Origin of the sequence: Streptomyces roseirectus (assembly GCF_014489635.1) — a bacterium.
Lineage (GTDB): Bacteria > Actinomycetota > Actinomycetes > Streptomycetales > Streptomycetaceae > Streptomyces > Streptomyces roseirectus.
In genome coordinates, this window is sequence record NZ_CP060828.1 from 4999980 (window position 1) to 5017509 (window position 17530).

General features: G+C 71.1%; 16 protein-coding genes and 1 tRNA gene. 6 read left to right on the plus strand and 11 right to left on the minus strand.

Features of this window, described 5'->3' with window-relative positions; translation table 11 throughout:
- Nucleotides 1–157: 157 nt before the first annotated feature.
- Both IAG44_RS21015 and IAG44_RS21020 read right to left on the minus strand, forming a co-directional pair.
- Nucleotides 158–1918: an SDR family oxidoreductase gene (locus IAG44_RS21015; RefSeq protein WP_187748629.1), complete on the minus strand. Its 1761-nt coding sequence runs from the start codon at nucleotides 1916–1918 to the stop codon at nucleotides 158–160.
- Nucleotides 1915–2757, minus strand: a complete 843-nt coding sequence (locus IAG44_RS21020; RefSeq protein ID WP_187748630.1) for a M24 family metallopeptidase — start codon at nucleotides 2755–2757, stop codon at nucleotides 1915–1917. The genes IAG44_RS21015 and IAG44_RS21020 overlap by 4 nt, the downstream gene beginning before the upstream one ends.
- Nucleotides 2758–2983: 226 nt before the next feature.
- Here IAG44_RS21020 and IAG44_RS21025 point away from each other — a divergent pair, with 226 nt between their 5' ends.
- The 6 genes from IAG44_RS21025 to IAG44_RS21050 all read left to right on the plus strand — a co-directional run bounded on the left by IAG44_RS21025 (nucleotide 2984) and on the right by IAG44_RS21050 (nucleotide 7193).
- Entirely contained in the window at nucleotides 2984–3961 is a 978-nt protein-coding gene (locus IAG44_RS21025; RefSeq protein ID WP_187752800.1) for an ABC transporter ATP-binding protein, read from the plus strand.
- A complete protein-coding gene (locus IAG44_RS21030; protein WP_187748631.1) occupies nucleotides 3951–4847 on the plus strand; it encodes an ABC transporter permease in 897 nt (298 codons plus the stop codon). Before IAG44_RS21025 ends, IAG44_RS21030 begins: the two co-directional genes overlap by 11 nt.
- On the plus strand, nucleotides 4844–5755 hold the full coding sequence (locus IAG44_RS21035) for an ABC transporter ATP-binding protein (RefSeq protein ID WP_187748632.1): 912 nt from the start codon (nucleotides 4844–4846) through the stop codon (nucleotides 5753–5755). Before IAG44_RS21030 ends, IAG44_RS21035 begins: the two co-directional genes overlap by 4 nt.
- A 9-nt stretch (nucleotides 5756–5764) precedes the next feature.
- On the plus strand, nucleotides 5765–6484 hold the full coding sequence (locus tag IAG44_RS21040; protein WP_187748633.1) for an ABC transporter permease: 720 nt from the start codon (nucleotides 5765–5767) through the stop codon (nucleotides 6482–6484).
- Between the two features lie 105 nt (nucleotides 6485–6589).
- Complete coding sequence (locus IAG44_RS21045; RefSeq protein WP_187748634.1) at nucleotides 6590–6835, plus strand: SGM_3592 family protein; 246 nt, start codon at nucleotides 6590–6592, stop codon at nucleotides 6833–6835.
- 273 nt (nucleotides 6836–7108) lie between these two features.
- A tRNA-Thr gene (locus tag IAG44_RS21050) sits at nucleotides 7109–7193 on the plus strand.
- 184 nt (nucleotides 7194–7377) lie between these two features.
- On the opposite strand, the gene IAG44_RS21055 is transcribed toward IAG44_RS21050, so the two are convergent.
- The 9 genes from IAG44_RS21055 to IAG44_RS21095 all read right to left on the minus strand — a co-directional run bounded on the left by IAG44_RS21055 (nucleotide 7378) and on the right by IAG44_RS21095 (nucleotide 17314).
- Nucleotides 7378–8217, minus strand: a complete 840-nt coding sequence (locus IAG44_RS21055) for an HAD family hydrolase (RefSeq protein WP_187748635.1) — start codon at nucleotides 8215–8217, stop codon at nucleotides 7378–7380.
- 58 nt (nucleotides 8218–8275) lie between these two features.
- Complete coding sequence (gene serS, locus IAG44_RS21060; RefSeq protein ID WP_187748636.1) at nucleotides 8276–9553, minus strand: serine--tRNA ligase; 1278 nt, start codon at nucleotides 9551–9553, stop codon at nucleotides 8276–8278.
- A gap of 517 nt (nucleotides 9554–10070) precedes the next feature.
- Entirely contained in the window at nucleotides 10071–11006 is a 936-nt protein-coding gene (pheA, locus tag IAG44_RS21065; protein ID WP_187748637.1) for a prephenate dehydratase, read from the minus strand.
- Between the two features lie 319 nt (nucleotides 11007–11325).
- Entirely contained in the window at nucleotides 11326–12588 is a 1263-nt protein-coding gene (gene efeB / locus IAG44_RS21070; RefSeq protein WP_187748638.1) for an iron uptake transporter deferrochelatase/peroxidase subunit, read from the minus strand.
- Nucleotides 12589–12591: 3 nt separating this feature from the next.
- A complete protein-coding gene (locus tag IAG44_RS21075) occupies nucleotides 12592–14493 on the minus strand; it encodes a copper resistance CopC/CopD family protein (protein ID WP_187748639.1) in 1902 nt (633 codons plus the stop codon).
- Between the two features lie 13 nt (nucleotides 14494–14506).
- On the minus strand, nucleotides 14507–14944 hold the full coding sequence (locus IAG44_RS21080) for a copper chaperone PCu(A)C (protein ID WP_187748640.1): 438 nt from the start codon (nucleotides 14942–14944) through the stop codon (nucleotides 14507–14509).
- Nucleotides 14941–15594 (minus strand): SCO family protein, encoded by a 654-nt coding sequence (locus IAG44_RS21085; protein ID WP_187748641.1) that lies wholly within the window; start codon nucleotides 15592–15594, stop codon nucleotides 14941–14943. Before IAG44_RS21085 ends, IAG44_RS21080 begins: the two co-directional genes overlap by 4 nt.
- Before the next feature lie 68 nt (nucleotides 15595–15662).
- Nucleotides 15663–16415, minus strand: coding sequence for a YcnI family copper-binding membrane protein (locus IAG44_RS21090; protein ID WP_187748642.1), 753 nt, complete (start codon nucleotides 16413–16415; stop codon nucleotides 15663–15665).
- 119 nt (nucleotides 16416–16534) lie between these two features.
- Nucleotides 16535–17314: a hypothetical protein gene (locus IAG44_RS21095; protein WP_187748643.1), complete on the minus strand. Its 780-nt coding sequence runs from the start codon at nucleotides 17312–17314 to the stop codon at nucleotides 16535–16537.
- Nucleotides 17315–17530: the final 216 nt, after the last annotated feature.

A 17530-nucleotide genomic window follows, 5' to 3' on the forward strand; every position in this document is an offset into this window, starting at 1 on the left:
GAGAGATGTGGATCACGCACCCAATTTTCGCCACCAGGTTTGATCCACAACCAACGGTAGTTATCCACAGGCCGGTTGGGGATTCTGTGGATAACTACCGGGCGGAATGCGGCATTTGAGCAAGTCATGTTAACGGTACGTTACTTGGCCAACTCCCCTATATCCGCGGCTCGTACCGCGCCAGCGCCCGCAACACCCGTGGCGACAGCCGCGAAAGCAGCCGCGACCCCTTCGCCTCCGCCGTCACCGGCACCACCGCCTCGTCCCGGACCACCGCGCGCACGATCGCGTCCGCGACCTTCTCCGGCGGGTAGTTGCGCCGCCCGTACAGCCGCGCGGAACTCGCCCGCCGCCGCTCCTGCTCACCCGCGTCGACGCCGACGAACGTCGTGGTCGACGTGATGCCCGTGTTGACCAGCCCGGGACAGATCGCGCTCACCCCGATCCCCTTGCCCGCCAACTCCGCGCGCAGGGACTCGCTCAGCATGAGGACGGCCGCCTTCGAGGCGCCGTACGCGGGCAGCAGACGCGACGGCTGGTACGCGGCGGCCGACGCGACGTTCACGATGTGGCCACCCTCACCGCGCTCGACCATGTGCCGCCCGAACAGCCGGCAACCATGAATGACGCCCCACAGGTTGACGTCCAGGACGCGCCGCCAGTCCTCGGTGCTCGTGTCGAAGAACGAGCCGGAAAGACCGACGCCGGCGTTGTTGACCAGCACGTCGACCACACCGTACGACTGCCGTACCTTCGCGGCGAGTTCGTCCATCGCCGCCTCGTCCGAGACGTCCACCGCCTCCGCCCACGCCTCCCGCGCGCCCACGAGCCGCGCCAGCTCGGCCGTCCGCGTGGCGCTCTCGGCGTCCCGGTCGACGGCGATCACACGCGCGCCCGCCTCCGCGAAGGCGAACGCGGTGGCCCGGCCGATGCCGCTGCCCGCGCCCGTCACCAGCACGAGCTGACCCGCGAACCGCTCCGCGTGGACGCCGGACGCGGCGACCGTCCGCGTCTGCCCGGCCTCGATCGAGGTGACGAACTCGGTGATCCAGGACGCCACTTGGTCGGGCCGGGTGCGCGGGATCCAATGCTTGGCCGGCAGCGTGCGCCGGGTCAGGCGCGGCGCCCACGTCTCCAACTCGTCGTACAGCGCGGGCGAGAGGAAGGCGTCGTCGAGCGCGGTGATGAGCTGCACGGGCGCGTGCGCGTACGCGTCGGCGCGCGGACGCCGCAGCCGGGCACGGACGTTGTCGCGGTACAGCCAGGCGCCGTGCGCGGCGTCCGAGGGGAGGGACGCGGTCGGGTACGCCGGGTCGGTCAGCTTCTCGACGCGGCGCAGCATCGCCGGCCAGCGCTTGCCGAGCGGGCCGCGCCAGGCCAGTTCGGGCAGGGCCGGGGTGTGCAGCGCGTACACGTACCACGACTTGGCGCCCTGGCCGAGGAGTTGGCCCACCTGGCGCGGCGTCGGCCTGCGCAGCCGGCGGTTGATCCAGTGGCCGAAGTGGTCGAGGGACGGCCCGGACATCGACGTGAACGAGGCGATCCGGCCCTCCGTGCGCGCGACCGTCACGAACTCCCAGGACTGCACGGACCCCCAGTCGTGCCCCACGAGGTGCACCGGCCGCCCCGGGCTCACCGCGTCGATCACCGCGAGGAAGTCGTCCGTCAGCTTCTCCAGCGTGAACCCGCCCCGCAGCGGCTTCGGCGCGGACGAGCTCCCGTGCCCGCGCACGTCGTACAGCACTACATGAAACCGCTGTGCCAGCCGCGCCGCGACCGCCGACCACACCTCCTTCGTGTCCGGATAGCCGTGCACGAGGACGACGACGGGGCGCCCCAGCTCGCCCAGTTCCGCCACGCACAGCTCGATCCCGCCGGTACTGATCCGGCGTTCGCGCGCCCCGTCGAGCATCGTCACTTCCCCTCCGCCCAGCGCCGCGTGTGCGGCAGGTCGTCGTCCAGCCAAAAGGCGCTCTCCGCCTGGTCCCTGGAGTCCGTGACCACCAGGATCTCCTCGAACTTCGCGCCGGTGCCCCGGAATCCGAGATGCGGTTCGACCGCCCACAGGCCCGGCTGCGGCGGGTGGTCGGAGAAACGGTACGGCGACCACAGCGGGGACCAGCCGTCGCGGTGACCGTGCAGGGCGTCCGAGACGAGGCCCTTGAGGGACTGGACGCCGAAGCCGAACAGGTGCGGGGAGAACCGCCGTTGGACGACCCGGTCCACCTTGTGGGCGATCACTCCGAAGGGGTACGCGCGATGCCGGTTGGCGTAACCCTGGCGGGCCATGAGGCGGTCGACGTCCTGGTAGATCTCCCGCAGCGACCTGCGCTCGCGGACCTCCCTGAGGATCAGCTCCCGGTGCGCCTCCAGGTCGTCCATCAGGCGCTCCTGGACGGGGTTCTCGCCGAGCGACCCCGAGTAGCCGATGTCGGCGGTGTACCCCTCGTGCACCGGGGCGAGGTCCAGGATGAACGGCATCCCGGGCTCCAGACGGCGGTTCGTCGGGAAGAACTGGAGGGGGATACGAAAGTCCGTGAACGCGGTGCGGTCGCCGAACCAGGCGAAGGGGAGGTGGAACCAGTCGCGGACGCCGCGCCCGCGCAGGTACTCCCGCTGCATCCGGGCCGCCTCACGCTCGGTCACGCCGGGGGTCAGCCGGGCGGCCACGTCCTCGGCGCACTCGTAGGCGAGCCGCTGCACCTGGCGGAATCCCCGCAGACCGGCGGGGGAACCGAGGGTCACTGCCGTTGTCATGCCACCTCGCCGTGCGGTTGCGATACGCGTCCGTAACTTGACCCCGCCGAATCTGGCACTTGTTAGAGAAACCGTCAATAGGGGGTGGCGCACGGGTTCCGGCCCGGCCCGTACCTCTCAGGTAGGGCATCCCTTAGGTATCCCCTACATCTGAAGGTGGGTGCGAAGACGGCTCTCCGGGGTGACGACCGCCTACCCGCCCCCTCACTACCTTCGAACCGTGACTGTGATCGCGACCGAAAGCCTGAGCAAGCGGTTCCCGAGGGTGACCGCTCTCGACCGGCTGTCCGTGGACATCGGACCCGGTGTGACGGGACTGGTCGGTGCCAACGGCGCCGGCAAGTCCACCCTGATCAAGATCCTCCTGGGTCTGTCCCCCGCGAGCGAGGGCCGCGCCGAAGTACTCGGCCTCGACGTCGCGACCAAGGGCGCCGCCATCCGCGAGCGCGTCGGCTACATGCCGGAACACGACTGCCTCCCGCCGGACGTCTCGGCGACCGAGTTCGTCGTCCACATGGCGCGCATGTCCGGCCTCCCGCCCACCGCCGCCCGCGAACGCACCGCGGACACCCTGCGGCACGTCAGGCTGTACGAGGAGCGCTACCGCCCCATCGGCGGCTACTCCACCGGCATGAAGCAGCGCGTCAAGCTCGCCCAGGCCCTCGTCCACGACCCCCGCCTGGTCTTCCTCGACGAGCCGACCAACGGCCTCGACCCCGTCGGGCGGGACGAGATGCTGGGCCTGATCCGCCGCATCCACACCGACTTCGGCATCTCGGTCCTGGTCACCTCCCACCTCCTGGGCGAACTGGAACGCACCTGCGACCACGTCGTCGTCATCGACGGCGGCAAACTCCTGCGCTCCAGCTCCACCACCGACTTCACCCAGACCACCACGACCCTCGCGGTCGAGGTCACCGACACCGACGACCACCCGGACGGCACCAAGGCCCTGCGCGAAGCCCTCCTCGCGCGCGGAGCCGACGTCCAGGACGGCGGCGCGGGCCTCCCCGGCGCCGGCCACCTCCTGCTGCTGACCGCGCGGAGCGAGGAGACCTACGACCTCGTCCGGGACACCGTCGCCGGCCTCGGCCTCGGCCTGGTCCGCATGGAACAGCGCAGACACCACATCTCCGAGGTCTTCACCACCGCCGACGAACAGGGCGACCAGCAGCGCAAGGAGGCCGTCGGCCATGGCGGTTGACCAGACAGCGGGCGACACCTCCCGCATCCACGACATCGGCTACCGCGGCTACGACGGCCCCCGCCTCGGTCGCGCCTACGCCCGCCGCTCGCTGTACGCGCAGTCCCTGCGCGGCGCCTACGGCCTCGGACGCTCCGTGAAGTCCAAGGTCCTGCCGATGCTCCTGTTCGCCGTGATGCTCGTACCGGCCGCCATCATGGTCGCCGTCGCGGTCGCCACGAAGGCCAAGGAACTCCCCCTCGACTACACGCGCTACGCGATCGTCATGCAGGCCGTCATCAGCCTGTACGTCGCCTCCCAGGCGCCCCAGTCGGTCTCCCGCGACCTTCGCTTCAAGACCGTCCCGCTGTACTTCTCGCGGCCCATCGAGACCGTCGACTACGTCCTCGCGAAGTTCGCCGCGCTGGCCTCCGCGCTGTTCGCGCTGACCGCCGCCCCGCTGCTCGTCCTCTACGTGGGCGCGCTGCTCGCCAAGCTCGACTTCGCCGACCAGACCAAGGGATTCGCCCAGGGAGTCGTCTCCGTGGCCCTCCTCTCCCTCCTCTTCGCCGGCCTCGGCCTCGTCATCGCCGCGATCACCCCCCGGCGCGGCTTCGGCATCGCCGCCGTCATCGCCGTCCTGACCATCACCTACGGCGCCGTCTCCACCCTCCAGGCCATCGCGCACGAGCAGTCCAGCGGCGGCTCCGTCCCCTGGATCGGCCTGTTCTCGCCGATCACCCTGATCGACGGGATCCAGACCGCGTTCCTCGGCGCGAGCTCCGCCTTCCCCGGCGGGCAGGGCCCGTCCGGCGCCGAAGGGGCGGTCTACGTCCTCGTCACCCTCGGCCTGATCGCCGCCAGCTACGGCCTGCTGATCCGCCGCTACCGGAAGGTGGGCCTGTGACCACGCTCTCCCTCGACCACGTCTCCCGCTGGTTCGGCAACGTGGTCGCCGTCAACGACATCACCATGGACATCGGCCCCGGCGTCACCGGCCTCCTCGGCCCCAACGGCGCCGGCAAGTCCACCCTCATCAACATGATGGGCGGCTTCCTCGCCCCCTCCACGGGCACGGTCACCCTCGACGGCGTCCCCGTCTGGCGCAACGAGGAGATCTACCGGCACATCGGCATCGTCCCCGAGCGCGAGGCGATGTACGACTTCCTCACCGGCCGCGAGTTCGTCGTCGCCAACGCCGAACTGCACGGCCTCGGCGCGAAGGAGGCCCAGCGGGCGCTGGCCACCGTCGAGATGGAGTACGCCCAGGACCGCCGGATCCAGACCTACTCCAAGGGCATGCGCCAGCGCGTGAAGATGGCCAGCGCCCTGGTCCACGACCCCTCGCTGCTCCTGCTCGACGAACCCTTCAACGGCATGGACCCCCGCCAGCGCATGCAGCTCATGGACCTGCTGCGCCGCATGGGCGACGAGGGCCGCACCGTCCTGTTCTCCTCCCACATCCTGGAGGAGGTCGAACAGCTCGCCCGCCACATCGAGGTCATCGTCGCGGGCCGGCACGCCGCGAGCGGCGACTTCCGCCGCATCCGCCGCCTCATGACCGACCGCCCCCACCGCTACCTGGTCCGCTCCAGCGACGACCGCGCGCTCGCCGCGGCGCTGATCGCCGACCCGTCGACCGCCGGCATCGAGGTCGACCAGGCGGAGGGCGCGCTGCTGATCCAGGCCGTCGACTTCGGCCGCTTCACCGCCCTGCTGCCGCGGGTGGCCCGGGACCACGGCATCCGGCTGCTCGCCGTCTCGCCGTCCGACGAGTCCCTTGAATCCGTGTTCTCTTACCTGGTCGCGGCGTAGGAGGCCAAGATGTACGACCCCACTGTCGCCCGGCTCACCTACCGGGCCCTGCTCGGCCGCCGCCGGGCCCTCATCCTCGGCGCGCTGCCGATGCTGCTCATCGTCATCGCCGTGATCGTCCGCGCCCTCGCCGGGGCGGACGACCAGACCGCGGTCGACCTGCTCGGCGGGCTCGCGCTCGCCACGATGGTGCCGATCATCGGTGTCATCGCCGGGACCGGCGCGATCGGGCCCGAGATCGACGACGGGTCCGTGGTGTACCTGCTGTCCAAGCCGGTCAAGCGGCCGGTGATCATCTCGACGAAGCTCATCGTCGCCATCGCCGTGACCATGGTGTTCTCGGCGCTGCCCACGCTGATCGCCGGGTTCGTCCTCAACGGCAACGGTCAGCAGATCGCCGTCGCCTACACCGTCGCCGCGCTCGTCGCGTCCATCGCCTACGCGGCCGTCTTCCTGCTGCTCGGCACGGTCTCGCGGCACGCCGTGGTCTTCGGGCTCGTCTACGCGCTGGTCTGGGAGGCGCTGTTCGGGTCCCTCGTGCCGGGGGCGCGCACGCTCAGCATCCAGCAGTGGTCGCTCGCCGTCGCGCACGAGGTGACCGGTGGCGACCTCGTCGTCTCCGACGTCGGGCTGCCCACGGCGACCGTCCTCCTGGTCGTCGTCACCGCCCTCGCGACCTGGTACGCGGGGCAGAAGCTGCGCTCCCTCACGCTCGCCGGGGAGGAGTGAGCCGGGGAGAACAAGCGGAGCCTGTGAGGTGCCGGTCGGCCTTGACGGAGGTTTCACCTCCGTCCGGGCACACTGGCGCAAAGGGGATGCGACCAGGAGGGCCGGATGGCTGAGGAACGTACATCGGGGGCCGGGCGGGAAGGGGCCGGGCGGGACGAGGCGTGGGACGGGCTGGTGCTCGACGAGGACTTCATACGGTCCGCCGAGGCGAGCGAGCCGTCCGCCCGTGCGCGCATGCTCTCCGCCCGCTGGAGCCGGGAGGCGCCCGAGCCCCAGCCCTGGCGCTCGGACGAGCCCCCCGCCGGCTGGTTCTTCAGCAAGGCCCGCCGCAAGAGGTGGCGGCGGAAGTAGGGGGCGCGCTGTACGGGGCGCCGTTAATTCGTTGGCGATCAACTCCCCCGGCGGGCACAGTAGTTGTATCCGCATCGCCGGGGGTGTGCCCGGCGTCGTCTACTGGGAGAGGAGCGGGGCGATGTCCATGCACGGCAGTACGTCCCGCTCCCGTCAGGGCAGCCCGCCGCGGGCTCCGGAGTAGTCGCTCACTCCGTCGAGTCCGCCCACGAGGAACTGCCCGGGGCGGCCGCTTCGAGCACGCGATGTCGCTCTCGCGTGGGCCGCCCACCCGGAGGATTGGCCGAGTGGCAAGGCACCGGCGCAGTTAGCCGTGGTCGGGTGAAAACCCGCGCACGTTCGATCCGTGCATCCTCCGCTGGAAGCAGCGCCGGTTTCATGGCTGGCGTGAGTTCAATGGTGATCCGGCGCTGCTGGGGACATCGGGACATGGGCCCGCTGGCCCGGCTTTTTAGGGGCGCGGGGCTGTATCGATTTGCGGCTACCGCCGCGCGGGCGCGACCAGCCACGACGCACCCGCACCCGGCAACGGCGAACACCCCTCACCCCAGCAGCCGCTCCACCACCACCGCGATCCCGTCCTCCTCGTTGGACAACGTCACCTCATCCGCCACGGCCCGCAGCTCGGCATGCGCATTGGCCATCGCCACCCCCCGAGCAGCCCAAGCGAACATGGGCAGATCGTTCGGCATATCGCCGAAGGCGATCGTGTCGACCGACTTCAACCCCAACCGCCGCGCCGCGAGCGAGAGCCCGGTCGCCTTGGACAACCCGAGCGGCAGTAGCTCCACGATCCCCTCACCGGCCATCGCGACGGTGACGAACCCCCCGGCGGCCTGCCGGGCCGCCTCCGCCAGCTCGTCGTCCCCCAGCGTCGGATGCTGGACGTAGATCTTGTTCAGCGGCGCGGCCCACAACTCCGCCGCATCCGTGAGCGGCGTCGCCGGCAGCTTGCCGATGGGCGAGTACCCCGGCCCGACCAGCACCTCCCCGTCGAGCCCGTCCCGGCTCGCCGCGAGGTACAGCGGCCCCACCTCCGCCTCGATCTTCGCGAGGGCGACCCCCGCGAGCTGCCGGTCGAGGGTCACGGACGTCAGCAGCCGATGCGCACCGGCGTCGTACACCTGCGCGCCCTGCCCGCAGACGGCGAGCCCGGTGTACCCCAGCTCGTCGAGGATGTACCGCGTCCAGGGGACGGCGCGGCCGGTGACGACGATGTGCGTCGCCCCGGCCGAGGTCGCCGCCGCGAGGGCGGTACGGGTCCGTGCGGAGACCGACTCGTCGGCACGCAGCAGCGTCCCGTCGAGGTCGGTCGCGATCAGCTTGTACGGAAAGCTGTCCAAGGTGCGGTCGGCTCCACTCACAGCACGCGTCTCACTCATCTCAAGCCCCCGCTGCCACTCCCACTGGACCGGACCCCGCCTTCACGGCACGGCCCGTTCAGGCCCCCGTCGGCTCCAGCACCTCACGCCCGCCCAGGAACGGCCGCAGCACCTCGGGCACCCGAACCGACCCGTCCGCCTGCTGGTGGTTCTCCAGGATCGCGACGATCGTCCGCGGCACCGCGCACAGCGTGCCGTTGAGCGTGGCCAGCGGACGGACCGTCTTGCCCTCGCGGTAGCGGATGGACAGCCGCCGCGACTGGAACTCCGTGCAGTCGGACGTCGACGTCAGCTCGCGGTACTTCCCCTGCGTCGGGATCCACGCCTCGCAGTCGAACTTGCGGGCGGCCGACGAGCCGAGGTCACCGGTCGCGACGTCGATGACCCGGAACGGCAGCTCCAGCGACGTCAGCCACTGCTTCTCCCACTCCAGCAGCCGCCGGTGCTCCGCCTCGGAGTCCTCGGGGGCGACGTAGGAGAACATCTCGACCTTGTCGAACTGGTGGACCCGGAAGATCCCCTTCGTGTCCTTGCCGTGCGACCCGGCCTCGCGGCGGAAGCACGGCGAGAACCCGGCGTACCGCAGCGGCAGCCGCTCCGCGTCGATGATCTCGTCCATGTGGTACGCGGCGAGCGCGACCTCGGACGTGCCGACGAGGTAGAGGTCGTCCTTGTCGAGGTGGTAGACGTCCTGCGCGGCCTGCCCGAGGAACCCGGTGCCGGCCATGGACTGCGGACGCACCAGTGCGGGCGTCAGCATCGGCGTGAACCCGGCGGCCGTGGCCTGCGCGATCGCCGCGTTGACGAGCGCCAGCTCAAGCAGCGCGCCGACGCCGGTCAGGAAGTAGAAGCGCGAGCCGGAGACCTTGGCCCCCCGCTCGACGTCGATCGCGCCGAGCAGCTGGCCCAGCTCCAGGTGGTCCTTCGGCTCGAAGCCCTCGGCGCCGAAGTCCCGGATCTCGCCGTGCGTCTCCAGCGTGACGAAGTCCTCCTCGCCGCCGACGGGCACGTCGGGGTGGACGAGGTTGCCGAGGCGCAGCAGCAGCTCGTGCGTCTCGGTGTCGGCCGCGTCGCGCTCGGCGTCGGCGGCCTTGACGTCGGACGCCAGCTGCGAAGCCTTCTTCAGCAGCTCGGCCTTCTCCTCCCCGGCGGCCTTGGGGATCAGCTTGCCGAGCTGCTTCTGCTCGGCACGGAGTTCGTCGAAGCGGACGCCGGACGACCTGCGCCGCTCGTCGGCGGACAGGAGGGAGTCGACGAGCGCGACGTCCTCTCCACGGGCGCGCTGCGACGCGCGCACACGGTCGGGGTCCTCACGGAGCAGGCGAAGGTCAATCACAGGCCCAAGGCTACCGGTGCGGGCGGACACCCTACGACCGACTATTACCGCGCCCCGAATCGGCCGTTATAAGGGAATTGTCCAAAGCGTCAAGGGCAATACGCACATCTCCCCGGCGCGAGGCACACCAGTGGCTCAATGTTGACCCGACTGCCTTGTGGAAAACGGGACTTGGGGATCGGTTGTCCACAGTGATCCACACCCCGGGAAAAGTTATCCACAGGGTGTGCGAAAGATCTGTGGATATCGAGAACGATCTTTCTGCCGCCCGGCTCCACCCCGCGAGATTCTGTCCTAAACATGCCTCGCATCCACTTTCGAGTGGAAACGCGTCGTCCCAAAGGATGGCGCGAGGGAAACAGGTGGACGAAGAGTGACTGACCCACCGGTGGACAACCCGAGGGCTTGTGAGGCGATTTGTCGACTGAACACCCCCGCGCAGTCGACTTATCCCCAGGTCGAGAAGGTCACCTGTGGATAACTCCTGTGGATAACCGCGATATGCCTGTACGACTGGCTAGAAACGCCCGTCCTGGCACCGCGCGACCCACTCCGACGCCGCGACGAACTCCGCGTCCGACGTCCCCGGCAGCGGCAGCGCCACATCCCCCGCGTCGATCACGTCCGCGCGCGGATACGACCCCAGGAACCGCACCTCGCGGCAGATCCGCTTCAGCCCCATCAGCGCCTCGGCCACCCGGCGGTCGTTGATGTGCCCCTCGGCGTCGACGCAGAAGCAGTAGTTGCCGATACCGGCCCCGGTCGGCCGGGACTGGAGCAGCATCAGGTTGATGCCCCGCGTCGCGAACTCGCCCAGCAGATCGCGCAGCCCGCCGGGATGGTCGTCGGACTGCCACAGCACCACGGACGTCTTGTCGGCACCGGTCGGCGCGGCGGGCCGGGCCGGACGGCCCACCAGGACGAACCTGGTCTGCGCGTTCTCCGCGTCGTGGATCCCGGTCTCCAGGGCCTCAAGGCCGTACCGGGCGGCGGCGAACTCGCCCGCGAAGGCGGCGTCGTAGCGGCCCTCCTGGACCAGGCGCGCGGCGTCCGCGTTCGAGGCAGCCGACTCCCACAGCGCGTCCGGCAGGTGCTTCCGCAGCCAGTTCCGCACCTGCGGCTGGGCCGCCGGGTGCGCGGAGACCGTCTTGATCTCCGCGAGCTTCGTCCCCGGCCTGACCAGCAGCGCGAAGGTGATCGACAGCAGCACCTCGCGGTAGATCATCAGCGGGGCGCCCGCGACCAGCTCGTCGAGGGTCGTGGTGATCCCGCCCTCGACGGAGTTCTCGATCGGCACGAACGCGGCCTCGGCCTCGCCGGTCCGCACGGCGTCCAGCGCGGACTGCACGGACACGTACGGCACCAGTTGCCGGGTCGCCGTCTCCGGCAGCGTCCGCAGAGCGACCTCCGTGAAGGTGCCCTCGGGACCGAGATACGCATAGCTGGCAGGCATGGGCTCACCCTAATGGCCCTGGACCACCCCGGCTCACGCGTCTCACGGTCGAGTGAACCCGCGTGACCTCAAGCCCACGCCCGCCGGCCGCCCGGCCGACAGCGGCCTCCCGGCCGATGCCCCCGGCCGACAGCGGCCTCCCGGCCGATGCCCCCGGCCGACAGCGGCCTCCCGGCCGATGCCCCCGGCCGACAGCGGCCTCCCGGCCGATGCCCCCGGCCGACAGCGGCCTCCCGGCCGACGCCCCCCGCCGACAGCGGCCCCCCGGCCGACACACCTCGCCGACACACCCCCCGCCGACACACCCCGTCGGCAGCGACTACCCCTCCAGCAACCCCTGCCCCACATACCCCCCCTTCTCCGCCCCGCCCGGCACCGCGAACAGCCCGCTCGACTCGTGCCGGATGTACTTCGACAGCGCGTCCCCCCGGTCCAGCTTCCGCTGCACGGTCACGAAACCCCGCAGCGGATCCGCCTGCCAGCAGATGAACAGCAGACCGGCGTCCGGGGTGCCGTCCGGGTCGATGCCGTCGTGGAAGGAGAACGGCCGCCGCAGCATCGCCGCGCCCCCGTTCTGGTCGGGCCGCGAGATCCGCGCGTGCGCGTTGAGCGGGACCACCAGATCGCCGTTCGCGTCGGTCTTCTCCAGGTCCATCGCGGTCGTCTCACTCCCCCCGGACAGCGCCGCCCCGTCCGCCTTCCGCCGCCCGATGACCTGCTCCTGCGCCGCGAGGCTCAGCTTCTCCCAGTCGTCCAGCAGCATCCGGATCCGGCGGACGACGGCGTAGGAGCCGTTCGCCATCCACGCGGGGTTCTCCGAACCGGAGGCGGGCACGAAGATCCGCCGGTCGAAATCGGCCTCGGACGGCTTCGGATTGCGCGTCCCGTCCATCTGGCCCATGAGATTCCGGGCCGTCATGGGGTGGGCCGTCGCGCCCGGCGAGCGGTTGAAGCCGTTCATCTGCCAGCGGACCTTCGCCGCGCTGCCCGCGTCCTTCTGGATCGCGCGCAGGGCGTGGAAGGCGACCAGCGCGTCGTTCGCGCCGATCTGCACCCACAGGTCACCGTCGCTGCGGGCCTTGTCGAGGTGGTCGGAGGAGAAGCTGGGCAGCGGATCCAGGGCGACCGGACGCTGCTTCTCCAGCCCGGTCCTCGCGAAGAAGCTGTGCCCGAAGCCGAAGGTGATCGTCAGGGCGGACGGACCGGCGTCCAGGGCGATCCCGGTGTCTCCCCGCTCCGACGCCTCCCCGGCCATCAGCCGCTCGGCGGTCCGCGACCAGCGCCGCATCAGCGCGGTCGCCTCCGTACGCCCCGCCCCGGCGGCGAGGTCGAACGCGACGACATGCCCCCGCGCCTGGAGGCCCTGGAGGATCCCGGGCTGATGTTTCACGTGAAACGCGACCTCGTCCGCGCCGACGGACGTCAGCGGGGTCGCCCCGTCCGGCGCGGCGGCATAGCCGACGCCCGCGCCGGCCGCGCCCAGCACCAGCCCGGTCGCACCGGCCGTGCCGAGCAGCGCACGGCGTGACACCCCCTCCTTCGCGGGCGTTTCCTGAGTCGTACGGGGCTCCGAAAGGGTCACGGTTCAGCCGATCTGCGCGTTCTTGGAGACGGTCGTCTGGTCGATGTCGGAGGTCCGGACGGTCACGGCGATCTTCCATTCGCCGGCCATCGGGATCTGCACTCCGTTCGCCGCCCAGTGACCGGTGGTGATGTGGTCGGGAGTGACGGGCAACGGCCCGATCTTCTTGGCTTCGAGCGTGAAGGCGAGCTTCAGCTCAGGGACGTCGAAGGGCTGCCCGTTGGCGTCGGTCACATAGACATGCAGCTCGTTGGCCCCGGTCCCGGCCGGATCCATGTCCACGCTCACGACACCCTTGCCCTTGGCCCCGCCGGTGTCGAAGCTCATGTCCAGCGTCAGCGCGCCGCCCGTCCCGTCCGACGGCGCGTTCGCCGACACCGAGGTGGCCGCCTTCGCGTCCAGCTCGGTCCGCCCCGGCTCGGTCGACGTCAGGATCGTCGTCACAGCCAGCAGCACGACGGCGACCCCGGCCTCGGCCAGCACCGACCGCCTGAGCCCGAACCGGTTGACGTCCCCGTCCCGCAGCTTCTTCTGCCGGGCGGACTCGACGGCGGCCTGCTGCCGGGCGAGCTGAGCGGCCCGCTTGGAGTCACCGGAAGCACCGGCCGTGGCAACCGGCTCTCTGACTTCCTCGACCTCGGTAGTGGTCGTTTCCTCAGTTCCCGTCGATACTCCGGCCTCCGCCAGCCGCCCCGTCCACCGGCGGGACACCGACGCGATCCCCACCAGGACCACCACCAGCCCGATCTTCACCAGCAGCAGTTGCCCGTACGCCGTCTCCGTGAAGGCGGACCACGAGCCCAACTGCCGCCAGGACTGGTAGATTCCGGTGGCGACCAGCGCGACGACGCTCCCGAACGCGATCTGCGAGAACCGCCGGACGGCGGACGCCTCCACGGGATGCTCCGCGGGCGCCCGGTACAGCGCGACCAGCATCGTCGCGAGCCCGCCGAGCCACAGGGCGACCGCGAGGAGGTGGACGATGTCGACCGGCATCGCGATTCCGGCCTGGAGCCCTGTCGACGCGTGCTCGGCGAGCGCCCAGCTCGCCGCGAGCCCGGCCGCGACGACCGTCCCCCCGACCGCGAGCCCGAAGGTCAGGTCCCGCTTCTCCTGGCCCTCACGCTTGTCGTAGGCCCCGAACAGGACGGCGATGAACAGCGCGGCGGCGGCGAGCAGCAGCAGCCGGGAGACGAGCGCCGCGCCCGCCTTGGTCTGGAGGACGTCCCCGAGGAGGGAGAGGTCGAAGACGTCCCCGACCTTCCCGGACCCGGTGTACGAGCCGCGCAGGAGCAGCAGGAACAGCGTCGACGCGGTGAGCGTCAGCCACCCCCCGACGACGAGCCGCTGCACGGCCCGCACGGAACTCCCCCGCGACCAGCAGGCCAGCACGAACGCGGCCCCGCCGACGAGGACGATGAACCCGGCGTACGAGAGGTAGCGCCCGGTGTCGTAGAGCGCGCCCACGACCCCGCCGCCCGCCTCCTGCACGTACGTCGACACACTCGTCTCGGACGGCGCCCCGATGGAGAACGTGTACGCCCCGGAGACGGGATGGCTGTCCTCGGAGACGATCTGGTACGTCACCGTGTACGTCCCGTCGGGCAGCCCGCTGCGCAGCGGCACGGCGTACGTCGTTCCGCCCGTGTTGTTCGCGGTGCCCGCGTCGACCCGGTTGCCCTTGGGGTCGAGGACGCGCACGGAGTCCGCGTTGGTGGCGATCTTCTCGGAGAACGTGAGCGTCACCTGCGTGGGGGCCTGCGCGACCACCGACCCCTGCGCGGGATCGCTGCCGGTGAGCGCGGCGTGCGCGGACGCGGGCCCGGCACCGGCGAGCAGTGCTCCGGTGACGGCCAGGAACAGCAGCACCCAGGTGCGCACGCGCGAGGCGGTGGCCGACGGCATGTGTTTCCCTCCCTCAGTTCCCGGTCTTGGGGACGTACGTGGCCGACTCCACCGGGATCTCGACCTTCAGGTCCTTCGACTCGGCGAAGTGCAGGGTCACGGTCACTTTCTCGCCCTGCCTCGGCTTGCGCTCCAGCTTCTCGAACATCAGATGGTTCCCGCCGCTCCTGAACACGAGCCGGCCGTGCGCGGGCACGTCGAGGGAGGCGACCTCGCTCATCGTCCCGCCGCTGGTCTCGTGCACGGTGACGGGCCCGGCGTCGCTGGTCACGGACGTCAGCTCGTCCTTCGTCCCGCCCTCGTTGCGGATCGTCAGGAACCCGGCGGCCATGTCGGAGACGGGCTGCGGGATGTAGGCGGCGTCGACGGACAGGGCCGGCCCGCTGTCGGCGGACGAGCCGCACCCGGCGAGCAGCAGGGCCGCCCCGACGCCGATGGCGGCGTACCTCACGGCTTCGCCCCCTGGACGAGCTTCGGCAGGTCCTTGATGTAGTCGTCGACGGTCGCGTCCTCCGTGTAGAGGACGTAGCCCGCGTCGGTCTTCGGCGAGAACGCGACGACCTGCGTGCCGTGCGTGGAGACCATCTTGCCGTTCTTGTCCTTGTGCGGCGGCTCGATGGTGATGCCGACGGTCCGGGCGGCGGCCTGGATCGTCGCGAAGTCGCCGGTGAGCCCGACGACCTGCGGGTCGATGCCCTTGAGCCAGGAGGCGAGCGCGGCCGGGGTGTCCCGCGCGGGGTCGGTCGTGACGAACACGACCCGCAGCTGGTCCTGCTGCGCCTTGGGCAGCTTCGACTTGGCGACGGCGATGTTGTTCATGGTCAGCGGGCACACGTCGGGGCAGTGCGTGTACCCGAAGTACAGCAGCGTCGGCCGCCCCTTGGTCTCGGCCCGCAGGTCGTACTTCTTGCCCTGGGCATCGGTCAGCACCAGGTTCGGCTTGGTGAAGGGCTGGTCCAGCACGATCGTCGCCCCCGAGTTGCCGCTGTCCTCGGAGACCGCGGTGACCGCGGCGTCGCTCTTGTCGTCGCTGCCGCAGGCGGAGAGGGTGAACAGGGCGGCGGCGAGCAGGGCGGCCGTCGCGTACGTCTTCTTGCGCATAGAGAAATGTCCCAGATGTTCCGGAGGAGAGGCGCGCGCCGGTGGCGCCCGGCGCGCGCCCGCGAGAATCAGACGTCGGACGCGGCCCCGCGCCGCCGCCCCGCGAGCACCCCGTAAGCGACCCCGGCGATCCCGACGACGATCCCGACGATCCCGAGCACCCGGGCCGTCGTGTCGGTGCTGTCGGAGGACTCGGACGACGACGAGGTGGTCGTCGCGGACGCGGCGGCGGCGTCGTCCGTCCCGCCGCCGTGGTGCCCGTCACCGGACGCGGCGGCCAGGGCCAGCGTCGGCGCCGGGAACTCCGGCTCCTCGGCACCGGCCGCCTGCACCTCGATCCAGCGCACGACCTCCTTGTTGGAGTACGTCTGGAGCGCCTTGAAGACGAGCGAGTCGGCGTCCTCGGGCAGCGCGCCGACCGAGACGGGGAACTGCTGGATGAAACCGGGCTCGATGCCCTTGCCTGCGGCGGTCCAGGTGACCTTGGTGACGGCCTCGGTGATCTGCTTGCCGTGCAGCGTCAGTGGCTTGGCGAGCTTGCTCTTGGTGACGGCGACGTTCCAGCCCTCCACCGGCTGCGGCATCACGGACGCGAGCGGGTGGTCGGTGGGGAAGTTCACCTCCAGCTTGACCGTCGAGGCGTTGTCGCGCTCGTTCGGGACACGGAAGTCGACGACCGCGTACCCGCCCTTCGCGGCGGTGCCCTCCGGGACCACGGTGACGTGCGCGAACGCGGGCGAGGACAGCGCGAGGACGGCCGTACCGGCGAGCGCGGACGCGGCGAGGAGACGGCGGGGGGTGCGGACTGGCATGGACTTCATGGTTGCGGACACTCCACGGTGAGCGAGGTCGGGTGAGGGGGCGCGCGGGAAAACGCGCGCCGTGCAGCACGACAGCACCCGCCCCCTCCCAGAGAGACAGGGGGCGACAGCTTGTCGTGTCAGGCGGCGAGAGCGAACGCCCCCGCCGGCGGCCCTCGCCGCACCACCGCGTGCTGAAGTTCCGTGTGCCGCAGCCGGGGCGGCGCGAGCTGGTCCGCGCGAGGGGCGCGCGGACCCTTCCCGGGCGCGCCGGGCAGCCCCGCGAGCAGCGCGCGCACCAGCGTGAGCGCCCCGCGCAGAGACCGCATGAGCGCCCCCTCCGCGACCCCGCGCGCCGAGAGCCCGATCAGCCGCAGCAGCGCACTGTCCCCACGCCGCAGCAGCCACCCGGCGGCGACCGCCGCGAGGACGTGCCCCAGCAGCATCGGCAGGGACGGCAGCAGCCCGGCGGACCCGGCGCTCATCTGCTCCGCCGGATGCGCGCCGGCGTCGTACACGCGCGCCTCGGTGAGGATCCGGTAGGCGTGCGCCGGGCTGATCGCGGCGGCCGTCGTCCCGCACAGCAGCCGCGCGGCCTGCTCCACGAGGGCGGCGTCATGGGTGACCGGCGGCGGCTGCTGGGCGTGCTGCCCCACCCCGAACACCGTGTGCAGCGCGGTCTGTCCGGCCGCGAGGAGCGCCACGATCCCCGGCAGCGACCGCTCCCGCCCGCACAGCGGCCAGGCGATCGCGCACATCACCAGGAACCCCGCCCCCAGCGTCCACAGCGGGACGCTCTCGCAGGAGGCGACCGCGTGCCCGGCGGCGGCCAGCACGACGCAGACCGCGGCGAACACCGCGGCCCGCAGCAGCCGGAGATCGCGACCGGCGCACTCGGCGCGCGGGCGGGGGACACTCATGGCGGGCCCATCATCGCACTGGTCCGATCGTCGTCCGACGTCAGGTCCACAAGGTCCCGGGCCGGACACAAAGCATCCAAAAGATCAGCTTCTGATACGACTGGCACCGACTGGTGTGGTTGGGGCGCCAATACACCCGTTCCGGTTCCCCGCGCATCCACCATATGGGCGGGATCACGCGGAATTCGCGCTTACTTCGGCTTCTCGGGGGCAATA

Excerpts from the sequence above, each read along its gene's own strand:
- IAG44_RS21040 (WP_187748633.1), top strand. The coding sequence starts at position 5,765 with ATGTACGACCCCACTGTCGCCCGGCTCACCTACCGGGCCCTGCTCGGC.
- IAG44_RS21055 (WP_187748635.1), bottom strand. The coding sequence starts at position 8,217 with ATGAGTGAGACGCGTGCTGTGAGTGGAGCCGACCGCACCTTGGACAGC.
- IAG44_RS21075 (WP_187748639.1), bottom strand. The coding sequence starts at position 14,493 with ATGCCGTCGGCCACCGCCTCGCGCGTGCGCACCTGGGTGCTGCTGTTC.
- pheA (WP_187748637.1), bottom strand. The coding sequence starts at position 11,006 with ATGCCTGCCAGCTATGCGTATCTCGGTCCCGAGGGCACCTTCACGGAG.
- IAG44_RS21030 (WP_187748631.1), top strand. The coding sequence starts at position 3,951 with ATGGCGGTTGACCAGACAGCGGGCGACACCTCCCGCATCCACGACATC.
- IAG44_RS21085 (WP_187748641.1), bottom strand. The coding sequence starts at position 15,594 with ATGCGCAAGAAGACGTACGCGACGGCCGCCCTGCTCGCCGCCGCCCTG.
- IAG44_RS21095 (WP_187748643.1), bottom strand. The coding sequence starts at position 17,314 with ATGAGTGTCCCCCGCCCGCGCGCCGAGTGCGCCGGTCGCGATCTCCGG.
- IAG44_RS21020 (WP_187748630.1), bottom strand. The coding sequence starts at position 2,757 with ATGACAACGGCAGTGACCCTCGGTTCCCCCGCCGGTCTGCGGGGATTC.
- IAG44_RS21045 (WP_187748634.1), top strand. The coding sequence starts at position 6,590 with ATGGCTGAGGAACGTACATCGGGGGCCGGGCGGGAAGGGGCCGGGCGG.
- IAG44_RS21090 (WP_187748642.1), bottom strand. The coding sequence starts at position 16,415 with ATGAAGTCCATGCCAGTCCGCACCCCCCGCCGTCTCCTCGCCGCGTCC.